Raw genomic sequence first — 18,472 nt, forward strand, 5'->3', positions numbered from 1 at the left:
GCAGTGTTCGCCGAAGAACGCCATAGCAAGATCGCCACAATCGCCCTAGCCGAAGGCCGCGTCAGCGTCGCCGAACTAGCTGAACGCTTTAACATCACCAGGGAGACAGTCCGGCGCGACCTGGCACTGCTCGAAGATGCTGGGGTGTTGCGCCGGGTCCATGGGGGCGCGGTCACAGGTGGCTACAGCAGCACCAGTGAATTGAGCCTAAACAGCCGCGCAGGCCAACATCAGAACGAAAAGGCACGCATCGCCAAGGCCGCCCTCGCCATGATTCCCGACGCCGGATCAATAGTCCTCGATGCTGGCACCACTACCGGTCACCTCGCCGAACTGTTGGCACACGAGGCCAGAGCCGGCCTCGTGGTCATCACCCACGCCGTTCCCATCGCTCAGTCGATTGCGTCCTCCAATCTGCACCTTGAACTGGTCGGCGGGAGGGTGCGGGGCCTCACGAGCGCCGCTGTCGGGAGCCACACCATCGATCGTTTTCACGGCTACCGCCCCGATATCGCCTTCATCGGGGCGAACGGCGTTCACTCGACCTTTGGACTGAGCACACCCGACCCCGACGAAGCTGCAGTCAAAACCGCCATAGTCAGGTCGGCGCGCCGCGTCATCGCGGTGGTGGACGCGTCGAAACTGGAGCAGGAAACTCTCGTCGGCTTCGCTTCCCTGACCGACATTGACACCCTGGTTACCGACCGGACACCCCCCTCCGTCCTGGCCGCAGCTCTGGCCGACGCTGACGTAGAGGTGGTGGTCGCGTGATCATCACCCTGACGGTAAATCCCAGCCTCGATCGGACTGTTGAACTTGCCGATGAACTGATGCGCGGTGGCGTGCAGCGTGCCACCAACGCGCATCAGGAATCCGGGGGCAAAGGCGTCAACGTCTGCCGCGCCCTCAATGCCTCAGGCGTGGCGTCGACAGCTGTGCTCCCTGGAGATCCCGACGACCCGGTGCTCGCAGGCCTCCGCGCCGCTGGCGTACCGTTCCGGAACGTACCGATCGGCACCCCACTGCGCAGCAACATCACCCTCACGGAACCTGACGGCACCACCACCAAAATCAATGAGCCCGGGCCGGCCCTCGGATCGACCGAGCTTGCCCACCTGCTGGAAACGGTGGTCTCTGAATGCTCCGGCGCTGCCTGGCTGGTTCTGGCCGGTTCGCTCCCGCCGGGAGTCCCGACCACGTTCTACGCGACAGTGATCCAGGCGGTCAGGGCGCGCTACCCCGACAACCCACCACTGATCGCTGTCGATTCCTCCGGTGCGCCCCTCATCGACACCCTTGCGGCAAACGTTTTGCCGGATCTGCTGAAACCAAACGCCGAAGAGCTTGCCGAACTGAGCGGCGTGGCCGACGGCGACGCCCTTGAGGCCGACTCCACCCTCGCCGCCTCAGCTGCGGCAGCTTTGGTGGGCGCAGGAGTCGGCACTGTCCTCGCGACACTCGGAGCACGGGGCGCCCTTCTGGTGACCGCCGCTGAGGCATGGGAAGCGACTCACCCACCGGTCGCCGCGCGGTCCACCGTCGGGGCGGGTGACTCGGCCCTTGCCGGCTACCTCCTGGCACACACTGCTGGCGGAACGCCCGAGCAGAGCCTCCGCCAGGCGGTGGCCCACGGATCAGCCGCCGCTGCGCTGCCCGGTTCAACAGTTCCAGCTCTCAATCAAACGACTCCGGAGGCCGTCACCACCCGGCGGCTTCCCCTCCACAACGCACCAACCGACACACCGCTCAATGCACCACTTCCAAAGGAGGAAGATCAATGGCACAGCTGATAACCACCGACCTGGTCACACTGGATCAGGATTTGGGTTCTGACCGTCAGCAGGTGATCCGCCGACTCGCGGATCAGGTTGCTGCCACCGGCAGGGCAACCGGCGCTGACGGACTTTACGCCGATGCACTGGCCCGGGAAGAGAAGACCGCCACGGGTATACCGGGCGGCATCGCTATCCCCCACTGCCGGTCAACCTCGGTCACCGAGCCCACCCTCGCAATGGCCAGGCTTAACCCCGCCGTAGACTTCGGCGCCAAGGACGGCCCCGCCGATCTCGTGTTCTTCATCGCGGCCCCCGACGGCGCTGACCAGGAACACCTGCAGCTGCTCTCCAAACTGGCGCGATCGCTGATCAAAAAAGATTTCACTGCGGCCCTTCGCGCCGCGGCAACGCCCCAGGACATCGTTGACCTTGTTCAGGGTGCCCTCGACGCCGGTCCTCGCAAGAGCGCCCAGCCCGCCGACGCACTGTCCACAGCGGCATCAGGAAGCACTCCCGGAGAATCAACCGCGGCGCCCACCGGCACCCCACCATCGGCACCTCGCCGGCTCGTCGCCGTAACCGCGTGCCCCACCGGCATTGCCCACACCTATATGGCCGCCGATTCCCTGGTCGCCGCAGCCAAGGAGCGCGGGGTCGATCTTCAGGTCGAAACCCAGGGTTCCTCTGGCGCCACACCCCTCCCGCCGGAGGTGATCGCGGCTGCCGATGCGGTGATCTTCGCTGTCGACGTCGACGTGCGGGACAGGAACCGTTTCGCCGGGAAGCCAGTTATCACCTCACCGGTCAAGCGCGGCATCGACGAACCCGGTGTCATGGTCGACGAGGCGCTCGCTGCCGCTGACAACCCCAACGCACGACGCGTGCAGGGGTCAACCGACTCCGAGTCACAGCAGACCGACGACGGCGGCGGCGGCGAGGGTGTGGGGCGTCAACTCAAGCGGGCACTCCTCACCGGCGTCAGCTACATGATCCCCTTTGTTGCAGGTGGCGGTCTCCTGATTGCACTTGGCTTCCTCCTCGCCGGCTACGAAATCGCGCTGTCGAATGATGAGGGCGTGGGTAACGGCGACGCGATGCTCGCCCAGTACACCCTGCTCAACCTGCCACCAGAGGGCCTTGCGGTCTTCCTCGGCGCGGTTTTCTTCAAGATCGGAGCCCTGTCGATGGGCTTCCTGATCCCGGCCCTCGCTGGTTACATTGCCTACGCACTGGCGGACCGGCCAGGTATCGCACCGGGCTTTGTCGCTGGCGCAGTGGCAGGCTTTATGGGCGCCGGGTTCCTGGGCGGCATCGTCGGCGGTCTGCTGGCGGGCTACGTCGCCATGATGATCGGACGGATCAAGGTGCCACGCTGGCTCCGAAGCCTGATGCCGGTGGTCATCATTCCGCTACTCGCCTCTATCGCGGCTTCAGGTTTGATGATCCTGGTTCTCGGCGGACCAATCGCCTCGCTGACCAACGCTTTGAACGACTGGCTTTCCGGCATGACCGGCGCGGCAGCGGTCCTCCTTGGGGTAATCCTGGGACTCATGATGGCCATCGACCTGGGCGGACCAATCAACAAGGTCGCCTACTCATTCGCCGTCGCCGGTCTCGGAGCGGGAGCCGTCGCCAACCAGGCGCCGTGGCAGATCATGGCCGCTGTAATGGCAGCCGGCATGGTCCCACCCCTGGCCATGGCACTCGCCACCGTCCTGGACCGCCGCCGCTTCTCAGTGGCCGAGCGGGAGAACGGCAAGGCAGCCTGGTTGTTGGGTGCGGCCTTCATCTCCGAAGGTGCGATTCCGTTCGCAGCGGTCGACCCATTGCGTGTCATTCCCGCCAGCATGCTCGGCTCGGCGGTGACCGGAGCCATCGTAATGGGCTCCGGTGTCACCTCTCAGGCACCTCACGGCGGCATCTTCGTCTTCTTTGCCATCGGGAATGTCGCTATGTTTGTGTTGGCTATCATTGCGGGCACCATCATTTCGGCTCTCACTGTGGTGGCTCTGAAGCGCTTCGCCACGCGGAAGACCGAAGACACCCCCGTCATCGAGACGGTCGCCGCCTAACCGAAACCCGGGAGGGTACTTCAATGACGAAACTAACCGGAGTCGGGGTTAGCCCTGGCCGAGTGATCGGGCCTGTCCTACAGATGCCTGCCAGTGCAAGGGAACCACACGCAGACGAGCGGTGGGGTTCGGACACGAGCGCCGAGGCGGAGACCACACGGCTGAAGACGGCCTCCAAGGCCGTCCAGGCCGAGTTGAAGCGGCGCGCCGATGCCGCGACGAAGGACGCAAGTGCAGTGCTGGAGGCGACAGCAATGATGGCCGCCGATCCGATGCTCCTGAAATCGGCGGCCAAACTCATCGCTGCCGGCACCTCAGCCGAACGTGCCGTCTGGGAAGCCGGTTCGGCTGTTGCCGAGATGCTGCTCAGTCTCGGCGGCTACATGGCCGAACGGACCCAGGACGTTCACGACGTGCGGGCGAGGCTGGTGGCCGAACTCCGCGGGCTTCCGGCACCGGGCGTTCCGACCTCCGAGCAACCCTTCATCCTCGCGGCAGAGGACCTTGCTCCGGCGGACACGGCAACCCTCGACTCCAGCCAGGTGCTGGCTCTGATCACCAGCAGCGGCGGCCCTCAGTCCCACACCGCGATCCTTGCCCGCGCGCTGGGCCTCCCGGCAGTGGTGGCCGCAACCGGCGCCGACACCATCGAGGCAGGGACAAGTGTGTACGTCGACGGGGCGGCTGGCACCATCATCACCGACCCCGGCGACGACGAGCGCGCCGCGGCGGACCGCTGGGTCGAACAGGCCGCCGCACTCGGGACGTTCAATGGGACGGGTGCCACCGCCGACGGACACCTGGTGCCGCTACTGGCGAACGTTGGATCCGGCAAGGATGCTCGCGCTGCAGCAGCTGCTGGGGCCGAAGGTGTAGGCCTGCTCCGTACCGAGTTCTGCTTCCTGGATCGTGAGACCGAGCCCAGCGGCGAAGAGCAGGCGTCAGCGTACCGGGAGGTGTTCGACGCGTTCCCGGGCCGCAAGGTGGTGGTCAGAACACTCGACGCGGGCGCTGACAAACCGCTACCGTTCCTCACCGACGCCTCGGAGCCCAACCCTGCGCTGGGAGTGAGGGGATACCGGACCGGATCCGTCAGCCCCGGCGTGCTGACCCGCCAGCTTCAGGCGATCGCCCGGGCCGCCGCCGACACGAAGGCGGAGGTATGGGTGATGGCACCGATGATCTCAACTGCCGCCGAGGCGAAATCCTTCGGTGAAATGTGCCTGGCCGAGGGCCTCGACCAGCCCGGCGTGATGGTCGAAGTACCCTCGGCTGCGCTGACTTCCGAAGCCATCCTGCAGCATGTGGGGTTCGCCTCGCTGGGAACGAATGACCTCACCCAGTACACGATGGCCGCCGACCGGCAGCTGGGACAGTTGGCCACCCTCAACGACTCCTGGCAGCCTGCCGTGCTGCAGCTGATCAAACTCACGGTCGCCGGCGCCGAATCGGCAGCCGCAGGCACGGCGGACGCGAAGCCGGTGGGGGTGTGTGGCGAGGCTGCAGCTGACCCCGCCCTCGCCGTCGTGCTGGTGGGATTGGGAGTTCAGACTCTCTCCATGTCAGCCCGATCGCTCCCCACCGTCGCTGCGGTTCTCGCCTCAGTGACCCGCACCGAAGCCCAGGAGCTGGCGGCGCTAGCCCTCGCCGCTCCAACAGCCGACCTCGGACGCACCGCCGTCCGTGAACGGCTCCCCATTCTGGAAACCCTGGGCCAGTAAGCGCCCCAACCAAGGAGGAACCCTATGTCAGAACGCAAAGCCACAGTCGCGAGCCGTGTCGGCCTGCACGCAAGGCCCGCAGCAATCTTCGCTGAGGCGGCAGGTGAGCTCCCACTGGAAGTCACCATCGCCATGGAGGGTGAACCAGCTGAAGATGCGATGGATGCGTCAAGCATCCTGTCGCTGATGGGCCTCGGGGCCTCCCACGGCGACGTCGTCGTCCTTCGTGCAGACGGCGACGGTGCCGAGGAGGCCCTCGAGGGCCTGGCGCAGATCCTGGAGACAGACCACGACGCCTAGGCGGATTTACGCCTAGGCTCGGGCCTGGTCTCCCCCTCCGCTGGTGACCGAGTCTTCAGCCATTGATGATTCCATCGCCTTCTGGCGCTTCTTCATCCAGAACGACAGGGCGAAGATGAGCGCGAGGGTCGCGTAAATCACCGCCGCAATCGGTGAGGTAATCAACGCGGTCGGATCACCCTGCGAGATGGCCATGGACCGACGGAGCTGATCCTCGAAGATGGGACCGAGGATCAGCCCCACCACCAGCGGCGCGATCGGGTAACCATAGCGCCGCATGAAAAACCCGAGAATCCCGATGATCAGTAGAATCCAGACATCCACCGGCGTGAAGTTCACCGAGAACGCCCCTAGTGCTGCGAACACCAGGATCCCTGCGTACAGGTAGGGACGGGGGATCTGAAGAATCTTCACCCATAGCCCCACCAGCGGCAGGTTCAACACCAGTAGCATCAGGTTGCCGACGTAGAGGCTGGCAATCAGGGCCCAAACCAGCGCGCCCTCGACCTCGAACAGCAGGGGGCCAGGCTGGATCTGGTACCGCTGGAAGGCCACCAGCATTATCGCCGCCGTAGCGGTGGTGGGGATACCCAGCGTTAGCAGCGGAACCAGCACACCCGCAGCGGCAGCGTTATTGGCCGATTCGGGACCGGCAACTCCCTCGATGGCACCCTTTCCGAACTGGGCCTTGTCCTCCCCCTTGGCGAGCTTGCGTTCAGCCGCGTAGGAGACGAAGGTGGCGACGTCGGCGCCGCCTGCCGGAATGGTCCCGATGGGGAACCCGATGAAAGTGCCCCGCAACCAGGGCTTCCAGGACCGGCGCCAGTCCTCCCGCTTCATCCACTTCCGCCAGTTGCCACTGACCGGGATCACATCGACCGACCCGTGGCGCATCCGTGAAGCGATGTAGAGTGCCTCACCCATCGCGAACAGCGCCACAGCGACCAGCACCACGTCGATACCGTCGGTGAGGAACGGATTGCCAAAGGTGTAGCGCTGCTGGGCGGTCAGAGCGTCAACACCAACCAGGGCAAGGAACAAACCGATGCACAATGATGCGAGCCCGCGCAGCACCGAGGCACCCAGCAGCGCGCCGACGGTAAGGAAGGCGACGACCATCAGGGCAACGTATTCAACCGGGCCAATCCGAACCGCGAACTCGGCGAGCATCGGAGCGAGGAAGGTCAGCAGCACGGTGGCAATGGTGCCCGCGACGAACGAGCCGAGCGCCGCCGTCGCCAGCGCGGCCGCTCCGCGACCCGCTTTCGCCATCTTGTTACCCTCAAGGGCAGTGACCACGGACGCCGATTCACCCGGCGTGTTGAGCAGGATCGACGTCGTTGACCCGCCGTACATGCCGCCGTAGTAGATCCCGGCGAACACAATAATGGCGGCAGTCGGGTCGAGGCTATACGTGATGGGCATCAGCAGCGCGATAGCCATCGCCGGGCCGATACCGGGTAGCACCCCAACCGCAGTACCCACGAGCACTCCACCCAGGGCAAACAGCAGGTACATCGGCTGCATGGCAACCGAGAAACCCTCCATCAGGGCCATGAAGTTATCCATTGAAGATCTCAACCCCTTCCAGGAGGAACCCGGCGGGCAGCGAGACGCCCAGGAGACCGGCAAACACGAACTGCAGCACCAACGCCATGACGACGGCGATCACCGCGTTCCGCCACCACGACAGGCTGCCCAGGGTCCAACTGGCCCCGAAGAACAGGACCGCAGCGGCAACCGGCCAGCCTGCTGGCACGATAAGCAGAATGTGCAGCGCCACGAACCCAACCAGCTTGGCAACCGTCAGCCAGTCGGTTTTCGCGTTGGGGTCCACGTCTTCGCCCTCCTCGGGGGCGCCTCGACGGCCCCTCAGCAGCTGAATGATGATGGCGGTGCCAAGGAAAATCAGCAGACCTGACACGATGAAAGGGAATTCGCGGGGGCCAATACCGGTGGCTGACGGCGGCATCTTGATGCCTGCGCCGGCAACAAACCCGACAATGCCGAGGCTGAGGACCCCCGCCGCGAAAATGATTTCTCCGATGGGCCGACCGGCAGCGGTGTCAACGCCGCCGGTCTGTGCCTCTGGTGGGTGAGTGCTCATAACGGCTACAGCAGACCGATGTCTGTCAGGGTGGTCTTGACCGTCTCGATGTCCTCGTCGAGGAACGTCTGGAACTCCTCGCCGACGAGGAAAGCATCAGCCCAGTTGTTCTCGGTCAGAGTCTCCTGCCACGATTCGGTTTCGTGGAGTTCGGTGATCAGCTCGGTCAGGACGGCTGCCTGCTCCTCGTCGATCGTGCCTGGAGCGACGACGCCGCGCCAGTTGGTCAGAACCACGTCAATGCCCTGATCGGTCAGGGTCTCAACCTCGGGCACCTGACCGGCAGGTTCCTCGCCGGAGACTGCCAGCGCGCGAACCGTTCCGGCTTTGACCTGTTCAGCGTATTCGCCGACACCTGAGATACCAGCCGATACCTGGTTGCCCAGCAGCGCAGCCAACGATTCGCCGCCGCCGGAGTACGGGATGTAGTTGAGCTTGTCGGGGGCTACTCCCTCGGCCTCGAGGATCATTCCCGCGAGAATGTGGTCCGCGCCGCCAGCCGACCCGCCAGTGACCGATACTGCCTGCCCGTTCTCGTCAATGTCAGTAACCAGGTCTTCAATGGTCTGGTACGGGGAATCGGCTGGTACGACGACGATCAGCGGCTCGTCAGTGAGCCGCGCAATTGGGGTGGTGTCCTCAATCCGGGTTTCCGCGGAGTTGGTCTCCACTGCACCCACCATGACGTAGCCCATCACCATGAGGGTGTTGGGGTCCTGTTCGGTGGCGAGCTGGGCGAGGCCGTTGGTGCCACCGGCGCCGCCGACGTTGACCACTGAGGCGCTCCCGACCAGCTCGTTTTCCTCGAGATCGGCCTGGATGGCCCTTCCGGTCTGGTCCCAGCCACCGCCTGGATCGGCGGGAACCACGATGTTCAGGCGGTCTATGCCGCCTTCGGGGGTTTCGGCACCGCTGTCACCGCACGCCGACAAGGCCAATACCGATACGGCCGCCGCAGCGACCAAAGCTGAACTTCGCTTCATTGGGCGATCAAGCTTCATGATGAATTCCTTTCCTGGGCGTGATGCAGATCACCAAGCCGTCCGGTTCATCGTAGGGAGCCATGGTTCAGCGGGGAAGAATGTGGACATAACGCGCGTATTGGTCATTACGGTCATGGGGTGCACGGCGTCGAACGGGCTCTGACGTGCCAAAATAGCTTCATGATCCAGTCAATGTCGCTTAGGTCACAGTTGTTTCTGCTGCAGCTGTCGATCGTGCTGATCATTGTTCTCATCGCTGGGTCAGTGGCAATCCGAATGCAGGAGCAGCAGATTCGCGATGCGTACGAATCGCGCATGGTTGGGGTCGCGCAATCGGTGGCGCAACTGCCCACCATCATCGAGGCGTTCGACGACGAACGTCCCAGCGACACCATCCAGCCGATAGCCGAACTGATTGCCCAGTCAACCAACGTCACCTACGTGGTGGTCACCGATGACTCAGGGATCCGCTACTCACATCCAAACCCGGAAATGATCGGGAGCATGGTCTCCACTGACCCCTCAGTTCCATTGTCGGGTGAAACTTTCGTGGGCACCCAGACAGGAACGCTGGGAGAGTCGTGGCGCGTGAAGGTCCCCATCTTCGATGCCGACGGCTCGGTGATCGGTACCGCTTCGGTGGGAATCCTCGAGTCCCGGCTCAGCCAGGACCTTCAGGAGGATCTGCCCCAGTTGTTGATCTGGCTGATCGCTGCGGCCCTGATGGGATCGGCAGGAGCCATTTACGTGTCCCGCTTGGTCTGGCGCCGGATCTACAAACTCGAACCTGAAGAAATTGCCACCCTGCTCGAGACCAGGGACGCCATGCTCCACGGCATCGGCGAAGGAATGGTGGCCGTCGACGAACGCGGGAACCTGGCACTCATCAACGATGAGGCGCGGCGGCTGCTGGGTCTTGATGACTCGGCCGTTGGGCGACCCATCGATGAAGTGTTGGAGCCAGCCCTCGGCGGGATGCTCGATTCGGACGGGGCGATGGAAACCACAGTGCTGGTGGGCGAACGGGTGCTGCTGGCCCAGGCCAACCGCGCGGTTGTTGACGGTAGACGAGTGGGTAGCGTGCTGATCCTCCGGGACCGCACCGAATTGCACCAGCTACTGCAGGACCTGGACGGTGCCCGGGATGTGACCCAGGCGTTGCGCGTGCAGGCCCACGAGTTCTCCAACAAGATGCACGTCATTTCCGGTCTGCTGGAACTCGGCCGGACCGAACAGGCAGTTGATTTCATCACCCGTTCGGGGCACGGTGGATCAGTGGTCTCCGGCGACCTCTGCCCGGGAATCACCGACCCCGACGCCGCGAGCCTGCTGATGGCGAAGAGTACGATCGGTGAGGAAAAGAACATCCAGGTGATTGTTGACGGGAATTCGACGTTAAATCCCGACGGGACCACCGACCAGGTGACCATCCTCGGAAATTTGATCGACAATGCGATGGAGGCGATCGTCTCGAACGGGACGATCCATATTTCGACGACAGCAAACGAAGCGGGGTGCGTGATCACGGTGTCCGACGACGGACCAGGCGTCCCGGAGTCTGCGCGGCAGCAAATCTTCGAAAGCGGCATCACCACCAAGGCCGACGGCCCATCAGCTGCCCGAGGGTTTGGGCTATCACTGGTTCAGCGGGTGACAGAACGCCGGAAGGGTGAGATTTCCGTGACCGATTCCCCACTCGGGGGTGCCGAGTTCAGGGTCAGCCTCGCCCCTGCGCCGGTCGCAGTGGGCGTGGAGCGCCAGTGACACAATTGATCCGCACCGCAGTCATCGATGATGACCGGGAGGTAGCTGGGATCCATACCGGGTTCCTGCTGGCCCATGGGGGGTTTGACGTGGTCGGCGTTGCCTACAACGGAACCGACGGGTTGCAGCTAATTACCAACGACCGACCAGAGTTGGTGCTGCTGGATATTCACCTGCCGGATCTATCGGGTATTGAGGTGCTACGCGCGGCCCGGAATTTACCAGGCGACCCCGTGGACATCATTGCGATTACCGCTGCCCGTGAACTCGAGACGGTGCGCGCTGCGATGGCCGGTGGTGTGCTGCACTACCTGGTGAAGCCATTCAACTCGAAGGTCCTACTGGAACGTCTTGATCAGTATGTTGCCCATCGGCGCAGCATCCTCGAACACAGTGCCGGGGGGTCTCCTACGCTCGATCAGGCGGGAATTGACTCGCTCTTGGGCCCCGCGCAGGAGCAACGGGGAGCGGTCGGTGGATCTCGATCGTCGCAAGCAATGCTCCCGCCTATCCTCCCGAAAGGGCTATCCGGTCCAACCCTTGCTGCAGTGATCGGTGATCTCCGGTCGGCCCCTGAAGGGTCGTCGGCATCGGAGGTTGCCCTGAGACTCGGGTTGGCGAGGGTGAGCGCTCGTCGCTATCTCGAGTACCTGGTGGCTCGGGAACAAGCGAAGATCACGCCCAAATATGGCACCGCGGGCCGGCCGGAGAAACGCTACGCCTGGACCGGCTGACACCCAAAGAGCGGGTAGGTGCGTCCACCCGTTCTAATGGACGCCCCACCCCGCTCTGTAGCTCCGCCGTCCCCCACGGCAAGCGGAGTTACACAATCATAATTTTGCCACACGATGATGAAAACGTGAATACCCAGGGGGTAATCAATCACAAAAACGTCAAAAATCACGCAAGATGATTGGTGCGCGGCGACAACTCGGTCCGCCTTCGTGACGCCCAAATGATCGTCAGGCCACTCGTCACCAGCACGATCGCGCCGAAGGGCAGACCAATCTCCCAGACCCCAAGGCGCGTCCCTGGCACGAGGCTGACCACTGCAAAGACCACAACTGCTCCGAACCCGACGGCCAGCAGCGCCGATGCGCTCCGGTGCGCGGGCCGCCCGGCAGGATCCGCGAGGTCTTTAAGGGCGGGCAGGACCAGGCAGGCTGCGACGTAACCCGGGTAGAGCCTCCCGGCCTCCGCGTAAAGACGAACCGTTTCCTGACCCCCGTAGGCGAACAGGCCAGTAGAGCTTTCCGGGAGGTCGCTCATCGCAAAGAGTACGACGGTAGCCAGAACGATCACTGCCAACACTGTGACGCCAATTGGACCGACGATAAGCCAGCGCGTACGTGGCGACCTGAACGCCGCGGCGATGCGGACACCAAGCAGCACGAAAACCGCATACAGGGAGAGCCTGATGATGAGGTTCGCAATGTTGATTCCGCCAAGAAACCGGTCACAGGGGAGGTAAATCTGCGGCAAGCTCAGCCCCACGGCAATTACCAGCAGCACCAGAGCAGTGAAAATCCCCCGCCCCCGCCCGCGGATAGCGTCAGGAAGACGCAGCAGGACAAACGCTATGCAAAGCCCCAGCACTATCCACTGGATCACTTGCCCATTCATCCGAGGTTCTCCCAAAGGTTCTGATCTCGGCTATTGGCTAGCTCGAGCTTCTTCAATGACTTGCCCAGCACATCAAGCCGGTCGCGGGCCAGCAGCACAAGGTCTGCATCGGACAACATACCCAACGCCCGATTCCGGCCGTCGGCTGGCCACCCGCCCTCAGCCGAGGTGAGGAGGCTCGTTACGACCAACCCGCTGGTGAGAGAGACTTCCGCGACCCGCGCAGCCTCGACAGCGAGTTCAGGGGTCAGCCGGCCAGCAGTGAGCTGCGCCGATAAATTCTGCGGAGCAATCCCTGCCCTGGCGGCGAGTCCCTGGCGCAGTTCGCCCCGATCCACGGCGTCAATCCACGCCCGCACCGAATTTCGATGCGGAAACGGTGCCAACTCAAACCGGACTTCGCGGCCCGCCTCTTCTTCATCCTGGCTACGGGCCACAAGGAGTCTCAGAATATCGATGTGTGAAACCTGGCTGACCAGCTCTGCGTCGGTTGGCTCCCGAATCCCTGTGGGCAGGTCCCGGTAACCATCGAAATTGCCGAGCTCCTGTGCTGGGTTCAGGCCGTAGGCTCGGGCACTACTGACGACGGTCCCGATCGCCACCTTCCCCCGAACCAGCTGCTGGCCGAGGGTAGATCTCTTGATTCCTGCCTTGCGGCAAAGGTCCGCGACGGTATCCTCGGGTGCGACCCGAGCACGCCACAGCTGAAATGACTTAGCTGTGACTGCCATTACAACCTCTCAATTGGACTTCCAGTACAAAATTTGAAGTATACTGAGATCGCTGGCTCCCCATTCTGCGATTCCCCCATACGCAGAACGCGGAGCCAGTCTCAATTTAACGGCCAGCCCCATTTCGGGTCGGTGACACCGCCGTCTCGGGGCGACGGCCTACCAGCGAGCCTTCTTCTCGGTCTTGCCCTGCTTCCCGCTGCGGTGAACCGGTTGGTGGTTGGGCCCGGTGCTCCGCGATCCCGCCAGCTTCCCGAAGTCTGGGTTCTTTTTCTCCAGTGCAAGCTTGGCCCGTGGGTCGTCCTGAAGCTTTTTTGCCGCCGAGTCCGATAAATGTATCGACAGTTCGTCGGTCTGGTCTTGGGCATTACTGGTGTGGTTTTTCGCTTGGTCGGTCATGGTAATCCTTAAATAGTCGACCGCCGAACTGGATTCAACGGCCACTGGGTGAGTAAGAAACGTCGCTCGGAGGCACGGCCTCGACGAGCATGGTTTTCGGTAGGCAGCAGGTAATCCCTGAGGGACTACTCGAAAATTAGTGTTCTCATGTGCCTAAACTTACACGCTGCCCAGCAGCTCGGCCAGAGCCGCCCGGAGACTGACTAGATGGATTTGCCGGTGGCCGGTAGCTCGCGCCCCGTCGGGTCGGTCCGGATAACCCCGGCGGCCGTCTCGGCGGCCCGTAGTGCCGCCTCCAGCCCTGCTACGGCCCTTTCATACTCGGAGCTGCCGACGTCGCCACCCTCGAACTGCTCCCGCAACAGCGCCGCCGCACGCATCGAACGGATCAACTGTGAGGTGTCGCTACGGCTGAGGTCAGTCATCGCCGGGAAGTCGATTGCCGCGGCCGGATCCAGCTCATAGGTGACCCACTGCTGCAGGACTCCCTCGTGCCTGGTCCGCAGACCTTCGCGCACCTCCCGAATCTCCTCGGCCAGGACCCTGCGCCGACGTTCACGCTCGCCCCGCCACAGCCAGCCCATCGCTACGCCAGCGAAGACCAGTGCCCCTGCGCTGACCAATCCGCCGCTCCCGGGAACTGTTGCTACCGCGCCGATGATGACAAACACGACCGCCAGTAAACCCGAGAATCCGTACCAGAACAGGGAATCGGCGTCGTCGTTCCGCCTCAGGCACCTGGACAAGGCGAAGGCGGTTGCCGCGGAGAGGATCCCTACCAGCGCAAGGGCAATCGCCGCTTGAAGGATGAAACTGGCAGCATCCATGGGTCGTCCTCTCAGCGGGGGCCGAGGTCTCGAACCGGGTTGGGCCGAAACCGTGGCGCCCAGATGGAATTGCCTACTATCTATTCAAACGCTTAACCCGGTGGAGTCAATCCCGCTTCTCACCTGAAATGCAAAGAATCCCCGCCGTTGCGCTCAACGGCGGGGATTCCTTGTTCGGGTATCCCACTGATGTGGGCCCTGAGGGGCTCGAACCCTCGACCCACGGATTAAAAGTCCGATGCTCTACCATCTGAGCTAAAGGCCCGCATCATTCCTGACCACCGAAGTGGTCGAAATGACCTGCCTACATTATCGCATCCTGCCGCCGTGTGCCGAACGCGGCCATTTGCCGGGCCGGTGGGTCAGCTGACCGCGGGTTCAATTATCCGGAGAGCCTCGACCAGCTGACGGTACAGGTCGTCACGATCGAGCAACTCACTGTGGGTTCCGCTGGCCCTGATCCGCCCGCCTCACCGCGCGCAGAGCATCCCAGGTCTCGTCATCGGTGGCATCAGGGTGCGTGAGGGGCAGGTTGTCCCGGATGGTACCGGGGACGATGGGTGTCTCCTGCTCGACGTAGGCCAGCTGAGATCGGATCTGCGCGTGCTCTTACCACTCATTGGAACAATGATGGCAAGCAAAGTCGAGGCCTTCCCCATCCCAATCGCACCTGCCTGGCGAACTAGCCGGCGGGCTCCGGTCCAGTGACTCTGGCATGGAGGGAAATGGCAGGAGTATCCTCAATTCATGAGCGGCAACTACGAGAACCAGAGTCCACGGCATCACAAGCCCAAGCCCTTCGCGCCACTGGACTTTGAAGTTTTCGCGGGCGGTGCCGATCCCTCACGAGTGTCGGAGGCCGCCCACCTCTCGGCACACGCGTTGGTTCACCATGGCCGGCTCGCTGACGATCCGGACATCACCCAGCGTCTTGTTGAGTTGGCCGACCAGCAGGGCCTTGAGGCAATCGCGGAGATGTGGGCGGAAAGTCCCGCACGATCCCTTCCCGGCGCGCTGTGGCGGCTCTACGCCCTTCGGGCGGCTACCCAGCAAAATCCCGAACGTATCGCCGCCTACTTTGAGTCAGGTAAGGATGTCGCACAGGTCTCCAAGGTAGTGGCCGGCGTTGCCGAGCCGCCGGGTGCAGAGGAGGTCCGGTCCATGGCCGACACTATTCTCTCGGGTGCCTTCGAAGGCGAGTTCGACGTCGCACTCGAACGTTTCGCAGCATTTTGCCGGGTGATCGCCCTGGGCCAGACCCATCATGCCGACGACGCCGAACCAGCCAACGGGGTGCACGCGGCCAAGCTGACCCGCAACTCGCACCAGCTGATCAAAACCGCCGAAGACCTTGAGCATGCTGCTGCCTCCTGGCGCCGGGGCGAACTGGACTAGTCAGCACTGGGATGCCGGTCAATATTGACATGAGCGCACCGGAGGAGAACACTGAAAGTGGTGTCGGACCGTGGAACCCCCGGGCTTCAACATTTAGCCGCTTCGAGCGGCCTTCCGCCGAGAGGCGCTCCCGGTTCGACACCATTTTTGTGCCTACTGAACGACATCTGAGTGGCAACGGCGACGCGGCCGGGCGCCAGGGCGGTGACAACTAGTCGAAATGAGCCTCCCCGGGCCTGTCAGTTATTCTTAGGCAGCAACTGATCAACTCGATGCCCCGGCAGGTTAGGTAGTCCACGTGAAGCTTCGCCTCTTTCCACAGGAGGATGCTGGCCTTGTCTTACTCTCGGACATGGCCCAGCAACTGGTGCTCGGGGTGCGCACCATGTCGGGAATCCTCGGGGCGGACAAGCGCGACTACGACAGCCTGACTGAGGAACTGCACCAGCACGAGGCGAACTCAACCGATCTCCATTACGCGTTGCTCACGTCGATGCGCAGCAGCTTCGTCAACCCGCTGCCGCGTGAGGACCTCTATGCCCTGTCCAGGATGCTGAACGAGGCAATCGAGAAGCTCGACGGCGCTGCCGAGCTCATCTCCCTTTACCAACTCAGTAAGCTAAGCCGCCGGGCCACTGAACAGCTCGAGGTGATCACCCGGCAGGCGGAACTCACCGCTGAGGCGATGAAACGACTGAATTCGATGGATGATCTCGAGGAGTACTGGATCGAGATCCTCCGGCTAGCCAAACGCGCCGAGCGCACCCACCGGATCTGGTGTTCCGAACTCCTCAACGACCACAAGACCCTGGTTTACGCCAGACACCGGGATGTGGCAAACCAGCTGGTCGACGTCACCAAAGACATCCGAAAGGTTGCCACCCACGTGGGCAGCATCCTCGTCAAGGAATCATAGGTGGAACAGTTCCTCCTGGGCATGGTCATCGTGCTCGCTGGAGGTTTCGCGTTTCTCAACGGGTTCCACGACGTCTCCAATTCGGTGGCCACCGCCGTGCGCACCCGGGCGCTGACCCCCAGTATCGCCGTGCTTCTGGTAGCGGTCTTCAACCTCATTGGCGCACTCCTTGGCACCGGCGTCGCCCTCCTGTTCGCCGGCGACGCCCTGCGGGTTCCGTCCGGACGGGTTGGCCTCGGCATCCTAATCGCAGGCCTTCTCGGTGCGCTGTGCTGGGGGTTGTTCACCTGGTACCGGGGCAAGCCGTCGTCGTCCACCCACGCCCTCATTGGCGGCCTGATCGGGTCCGGTGGGGCGTCGGCCCTGATTGGTGGCGAATCGATCGCCGACTCCGAGCAGGTTTTTCTGCTGCAGATTGCCCTCCCCTTGCTGCTCTCGCCGTTGGTGGCGTACCTGCTCGCCTATCTGGCAGTGTTCCCGGCCATCTGGCTGCTCCGTTACAGTCCGCCGCGGAAGGTGAATTCCGGTAGCCGGATGGCGCAATCGGTGCTTGCCGGGGTGTTTGCGCTGGGCCATGGCCTGCAGGACGGTCAACGGACGATGGTGGTGGTGGTCCTCGCCCTGGTGGCAAGCGGTATCGCAACCGGCGCCGAGGTTCCCCTCTGGGTGCAAATCTTTGCGGCAGTGCTGCTGGCGACCGGGTCGCTGTTCGGCGGCTGGCGTATCACCCACACCTTGGCGCACCGGCTGGTCCGCGTGGACCCGCTGCGGGGGATGACTGCCCAGGGCGTTAGCTCGGCAATGCTCTTCGTCGGCTCCATCTCGCTGTCGATGCCGCTTTCAAGCACCCACACCATGACCTCGGCCATTCTTGGAGCTGGCGCCAACCAGCGGTTCCCGACCGTGCGCGGCCGTGAAGTGGTGAAGGTGCTGATCGTGTGGTTCTCGACGGCGGTAGTCACCGCACTCATCGGCGCGATTCTTTTCCTGGCAATGAGCCCGCTACTCTAGCCCGTCGGTGGCGTGCCACCCGCTGGACAAGCAGAAGCGGCCCCCCGGTTTGGCTACCCGAAACGGCCTGACACGTAGTCTTCGGTGGACTTCTCTTTGGGCCTGTTGAAGATGTCGGAGGTGTCGCCGAACTCGATCAGTTTCCCCGGTTTGCCGGTCGCTGCGATGTTGAAGAACGCGGTCTTGTCGGACACCCGTGCGGCCTGCTGCATGTTGTGGGTAACAATCGCCACCGTGTAATCGTTCTTCAGCTCGTTGATCAGGTCCTCAATGGCAAGCGTGGAAATCGGGTCCAGGGCTGAACACGGTTCGTCCATGAGGATGACCTCGGGAGAGACCGCGATGGCCCGGGCGATGCACAGGCGCTGCTGCTGGCCACCGGAAAGGCCGGAGCCGGGGCGGGCCAGACGGTCCTTGACTTCGTTCCAAAGGTTGGCGCCCCGCAGGGACTTCTCCACGAGCGCGTCGGCGTCGGATTTGCTGATGCGCTTGCTGTTGAGCTTCACACCAGCGAGCACGTTGTCACGGATGGACATGGTGGGAAACGGGTTGGGCCGCTGGAAGACCATACCGATCTGGCTTCGCACGTGCACGGGATCAACCGCGTCGTCGTACAGGTCGTCGCCGTCGAGCAGGACCTCGCCCTCGACGCGCCCGCCGGGAATTACCTCATGCATCCGGTTCAGGGTGCGAAGAAAGGTCGACTTGCCGCAGCCGGACGGTCCGATGAAGGCGGTGACGGAGCGGGCCTCGATGGTTACGTTGACGTCTTCCACGGCAAGAAACTTGCCGTAGTAGACATTCAAATCCTTGACGTCGATACGCTTTGACATCTAAATCCTTATGGG

At 63.2% G+C, this 18,472-nt stretch carries 18 protein-coding genes and 1 tRNA gene; 10 read left to right on the forward strand and 9 right to left on the reverse strand.

The features are described 5' to 3' along the window. The first annotated feature begins 3 nt into the window (after nucleotides 1–3). From ACX80T_RS00585 to ACX80T_RS00605, 5 genes are read left to right on the forward strand one after another with little or no spacing between them, the layout of a single operon-like run. A complete protein-coding gene (locus tag ACX80T_RS00585) occupies nucleotides 4–771 on the forward strand; it encodes a DeoR/GlpR family DNA-binding transcription regulator (protein WP_019483946.1) in 768 nt (255 codons plus the stop codon). After that, the gene (locus ACX80T_RS00590; RefSeq protein ID WP_019483947.1) at nucleotides 768–1,790 is read left to right on the forward strand and encodes a 1-phosphofructokinase family hexose kinase; all 1,023 of its coding nucleotides are present in this window, start codon (nucleotides 768–770) and stop codon (nucleotides 1,788–1,790) included. The genes ACX80T_RS00585 and ACX80T_RS00590 overlap by 4 nt, the downstream gene beginning before the upstream one ends. Then, nucleotides 1,778–3,847: a PTS fructose transporter subunit IIABC gene (locus tag ACX80T_RS00595; RefSeq protein ID WP_019483948.1), complete on the forward strand. Its 2,070-nt coding sequence runs from the start codon at nucleotides 1,778–1,780 to the stop codon at nucleotides 3,845–3,847. Before ACX80T_RS00590 ends, ACX80T_RS00595 begins: the two co-directional genes overlap by 13 nt. A gap of 23 nt (nucleotides 3,848–3,870) precedes the next feature. Beyond that, nucleotides 3,871–5,568, forward strand: a complete 1,698-nt coding sequence (gene ptsP, locus ACX80T_RS00600) for a phosphoenolpyruvate--protein phosphotransferase (RefSeq protein ID WP_026041220.1) — start codon at nucleotides 3,871–3,873, stop codon at nucleotides 5,566–5,568. Between the two features lie 24 nt (nucleotides 5,569–5,592). Then, nucleotides 5,593–5,868: an HPr family phosphocarrier protein gene (locus ACX80T_RS00605; protein ID WP_024477181.1), complete on the forward strand. Its 276-nt coding sequence runs from the start codon at nucleotides 5,593–5,595 to the stop codon at nucleotides 5,866–5,868. 12 nt (nucleotides 5,869–5,880) lie between these two features. Here ACX80T_RS00605 and ACX80T_RS00610 read toward each other — a convergent pair whose 3' ends face one another. The 3 genes from ACX80T_RS00610 to ACX80T_RS00620 are packed head-to-tail and all read right to left on the reverse strand — an operon-like array spanning nucleotide 5,881 to nucleotide 8,976. Beyond that, nucleotides 5,881–7,437, reverse strand: a complete 1,557-nt coding sequence (locus ACX80T_RS00610; RefSeq protein WP_019483951.1) for a tripartite tricarboxylate transporter permease — start codon at nucleotides 7,435–7,437, stop codon at nucleotides 5,881–5,883. Beyond that, nucleotides 7,430–7,975, reverse strand: coding sequence for a tripartite tricarboxylate transporter TctB family protein (locus tag ACX80T_RS00615; protein WP_019483952.1), 546 nt, complete (start codon nucleotides 7,973–7,975; stop codon nucleotides 7,430–7,432). The genes ACX80T_RS00610 and ACX80T_RS00615 overlap by 8 nt, the downstream gene beginning before the upstream one ends. 5 nt (nucleotides 7,976–7,980) lie before the next feature. Next, nucleotides 7,981–8,976 carry a Bug family tripartite tricarboxylate transporter substrate binding protein gene (locus tag ACX80T_RS00620; protein WP_019483953.1) on the reverse strand — a complete coding sequence of 332 codons (996 nt, stop codon included), beginning with the start codon at nucleotides 8,974–8,976 and terminating at the stop codon, nucleotides 7,981–7,983. A 162-nt stretch (nucleotides 8,977–9,138) separates the two neighbouring features. Between ACX80T_RS00620 and ACX80T_RS00625 the strand changes: the two genes are divergently transcribed. Together ACX80T_RS00625 and ACX80T_RS00630 are read left to right on the forward strand one after the other, a co-directional pair. Beyond that, the gene (locus tag ACX80T_RS00625) at nucleotides 9,139–10,722 is read left to right on the forward strand and encodes an ATP-binding protein (RefSeq protein ID WP_243400619.1); all 1,584 of its coding nucleotides are present in this window, start codon (nucleotides 9,139–9,141) and stop codon (nucleotides 10,720–10,722) included. Continuing rightward, on the forward strand, nucleotides 10,719–11,456 hold the full coding sequence (locus tag ACX80T_RS00630; RefSeq protein WP_116778955.1) for a response regulator: 738 nt from the start codon (nucleotides 10,719–10,721) through the stop codon (nucleotides 11,454–11,456). The genes ACX80T_RS00625 and ACX80T_RS00630 overlap by 4 nt, the downstream gene beginning before the upstream one ends. Nucleotides 11,457–11,622: 166 nt before the next feature. Here ACX80T_RS00630 and ACX80T_RS00635 read toward each other — a convergent pair whose 3' ends face one another. The 5 genes from ACX80T_RS00635 to ACX80T_RS00655 all read right to left on the reverse strand — a co-directional run bounded on the left by ACX80T_RS00635 (nucleotide 11,623) and on the right by ACX80T_RS00655 (nucleotide 14,567). Next, nucleotides 11,623–12,345 carry a hypothetical protein gene (locus ACX80T_RS00635; RefSeq protein WP_459303502.1) on the reverse strand — a complete coding sequence of 241 codons (723 nt, stop codon included), beginning with the start codon at nucleotides 12,343–12,345 and terminating at the stop codon, nucleotides 11,623–11,625. Next, nucleotides 12,342–13,076, reverse strand: a complete 735-nt coding sequence (locus tag ACX80T_RS00640; protein ID WP_024477176.1) for a hypothetical protein — start codon at nucleotides 13,074–13,076, stop codon at nucleotides 12,342–12,344. Before ACX80T_RS00640 ends, ACX80T_RS00635 begins: the two co-directional genes overlap by 4 nt. A 159-nt stretch (nucleotides 13,077–13,235) precedes the next feature. Then, nucleotides 13,236–13,520 carry a hypothetical protein gene (locus ACX80T_RS00645; RefSeq protein WP_133185515.1) on the reverse strand — a complete coding sequence of 95 codons (285 nt, stop codon included), beginning with the start codon at nucleotides 13,518–13,520 and terminating at the stop codon, nucleotides 13,236–13,238. 158 nt (nucleotides 13,521–13,678) lie between these two features. Further along, nucleotides 13,679–14,302 carry a hypothetical protein gene (locus tag ACX80T_RS00650; protein WP_116778957.1) on the reverse strand — a complete coding sequence of 208 codons (624 nt, stop codon included), beginning with the start codon at nucleotides 14,300–14,302 and terminating at the stop codon, nucleotides 13,679–13,681. A 192-nt stretch (nucleotides 14,303–14,494) separates the two neighbouring features. Next, nucleotides 14,495–14,567, reverse strand: a tRNA-Lys gene (locus ACX80T_RS00655). Nucleotides 14,568–15,049: 482 nt separating this feature from the next. Here ACX80T_RS00655 and ACX80T_RS00660 point away from each other — a divergent pair. From ACX80T_RS00660 to ACX80T_RS00670, 3 genes are all read left to right on the forward strand, one after another. Then, nucleotides 15,050–15,697, forward strand: coding sequence for a hypothetical protein (locus tag ACX80T_RS00660; RefSeq protein ID WP_019483960.1), 648 nt, complete (start codon nucleotides 15,050–15,052; stop codon nucleotides 15,695–15,697). A gap of 298 nt (nucleotides 15,698–15,995) precedes the next feature. Then, nucleotides 15,996–16,613, forward strand: a complete 618-nt coding sequence (locus ACX80T_RS00665) for a DUF47 domain-containing protein (protein ID WP_024477172.1) — start codon at nucleotides 15,996–15,998, stop codon at nucleotides 16,611–16,613. Beyond that, complete coding sequence (locus ACX80T_RS00670; RefSeq protein WP_019483962.1) at nucleotides 16,614–17,624, forward strand: inorganic phosphate transporter; 1,011 nt, start codon at nucleotides 16,614–16,616, stop codon at nucleotides 17,622–17,624. Between the two features lie 53 nt (nucleotides 17,625–17,677). Here the strand turns inward: ACX80T_RS00670 and pstB are convergent, their stop codons facing one another. After that, nucleotides 17,678–18,457 carry a phosphate ABC transporter ATP-binding protein PstB gene (gene pstB / locus ACX80T_RS00675; RefSeq protein ID WP_019483963.1) on the reverse strand — a complete coding sequence of 260 codons (780 nt, stop codon included), beginning with the start codon at nucleotides 18,455–18,457 and terminating at the stop codon, nucleotides 17,678–17,680. Nucleotides 18,458–18,472 lie beyond the last annotated feature (15 nt).

Source organism: Arthrobacter sp. Sr33 (assembly GCF_054511195.1).

Excerpts from the sequence above, each read along its gene's own strand:
- ACX80T_RS00595 (WP_019483948.1), top strand. The coding sequence starts at position 1,778 with ATGGCACAGCTGATAACCACCGACCTGGTCACACTGGATCAGGATTTG.
- ptsP (WP_026041220.1), top strand. The coding sequence starts at position 3,871 with ATGACGAAACTAACCGGAGTCGGGGTTAGCCCTGGCCGAGTGATCGGG.
- ACX80T_RS00605 (WP_024477181.1), top strand. The coding sequence starts at position 5,593 with ATGTCAGAACGCAAAGCCACAGTCGCGAGCCGTGTCGGCCTGCACGCA.
- ACX80T_RS00610 (WP_019483951.1), bottom strand. The coding sequence starts at position 7,437 with ATGGATAACTTCATGGCCCTGATGGAGGGTTTCTCGGTTGCCATGCAG.
- ACX80T_RS00615 (WP_019483952.1), bottom strand. The coding sequence starts at position 7,975 with ATGAGCACTCACCCACCAGAGGCACAGACCGGCGGCGTTGACACCGCT.
- ACX80T_RS00620 (WP_019483953.1), bottom strand. The coding sequence starts at position 8,976 with ATGAAGCTTGATCGCCCAATGAAGCGAAGTTCAGCTTTGGTCGCTGCG.
- ACX80T_RS00625 (WP_243400619.1), top strand. The coding sequence starts at position 9,139 with ATGATCCAGTCAATGTCGCTTAGGTCACAGTTGTTTCTGCTGCAGCTG.
- ACX80T_RS00635 (WP_459303502.1), bottom strand. The coding sequence starts at position 12,345 with ATGAATGGGCAAGTGATCCAGTGGATAGTGCTGGGGCTTTGCATAGCG.
- ACX80T_RS00640 (WP_024477176.1), bottom strand. The coding sequence starts at position 13,076 with ATGGCAGTCACAGCTAAGTCATTTCAGCTGTGGCGTGCTCGGGTCGCA.
- ACX80T_RS00650 (WP_116778957.1), bottom strand. The coding sequence starts at position 14,302 with ATGGATGCTGCCAGTTTCATCCTTCAAGCGGCGATTGCCCTTGCGCTG.
- ACX80T_RS00660 (WP_019483960.1), top strand. The coding sequence starts at position 15,050 with ATGAGCGGCAACTACGAGAACCAGAGTCCACGGCATCACAAGCCCAAG.
- pstB (WP_019483963.1), bottom strand. The coding sequence starts at position 18,457 with ATGTCAAAGCGTATCGACGTCAAGGATTTGAATGTCTACTACGGCAAG.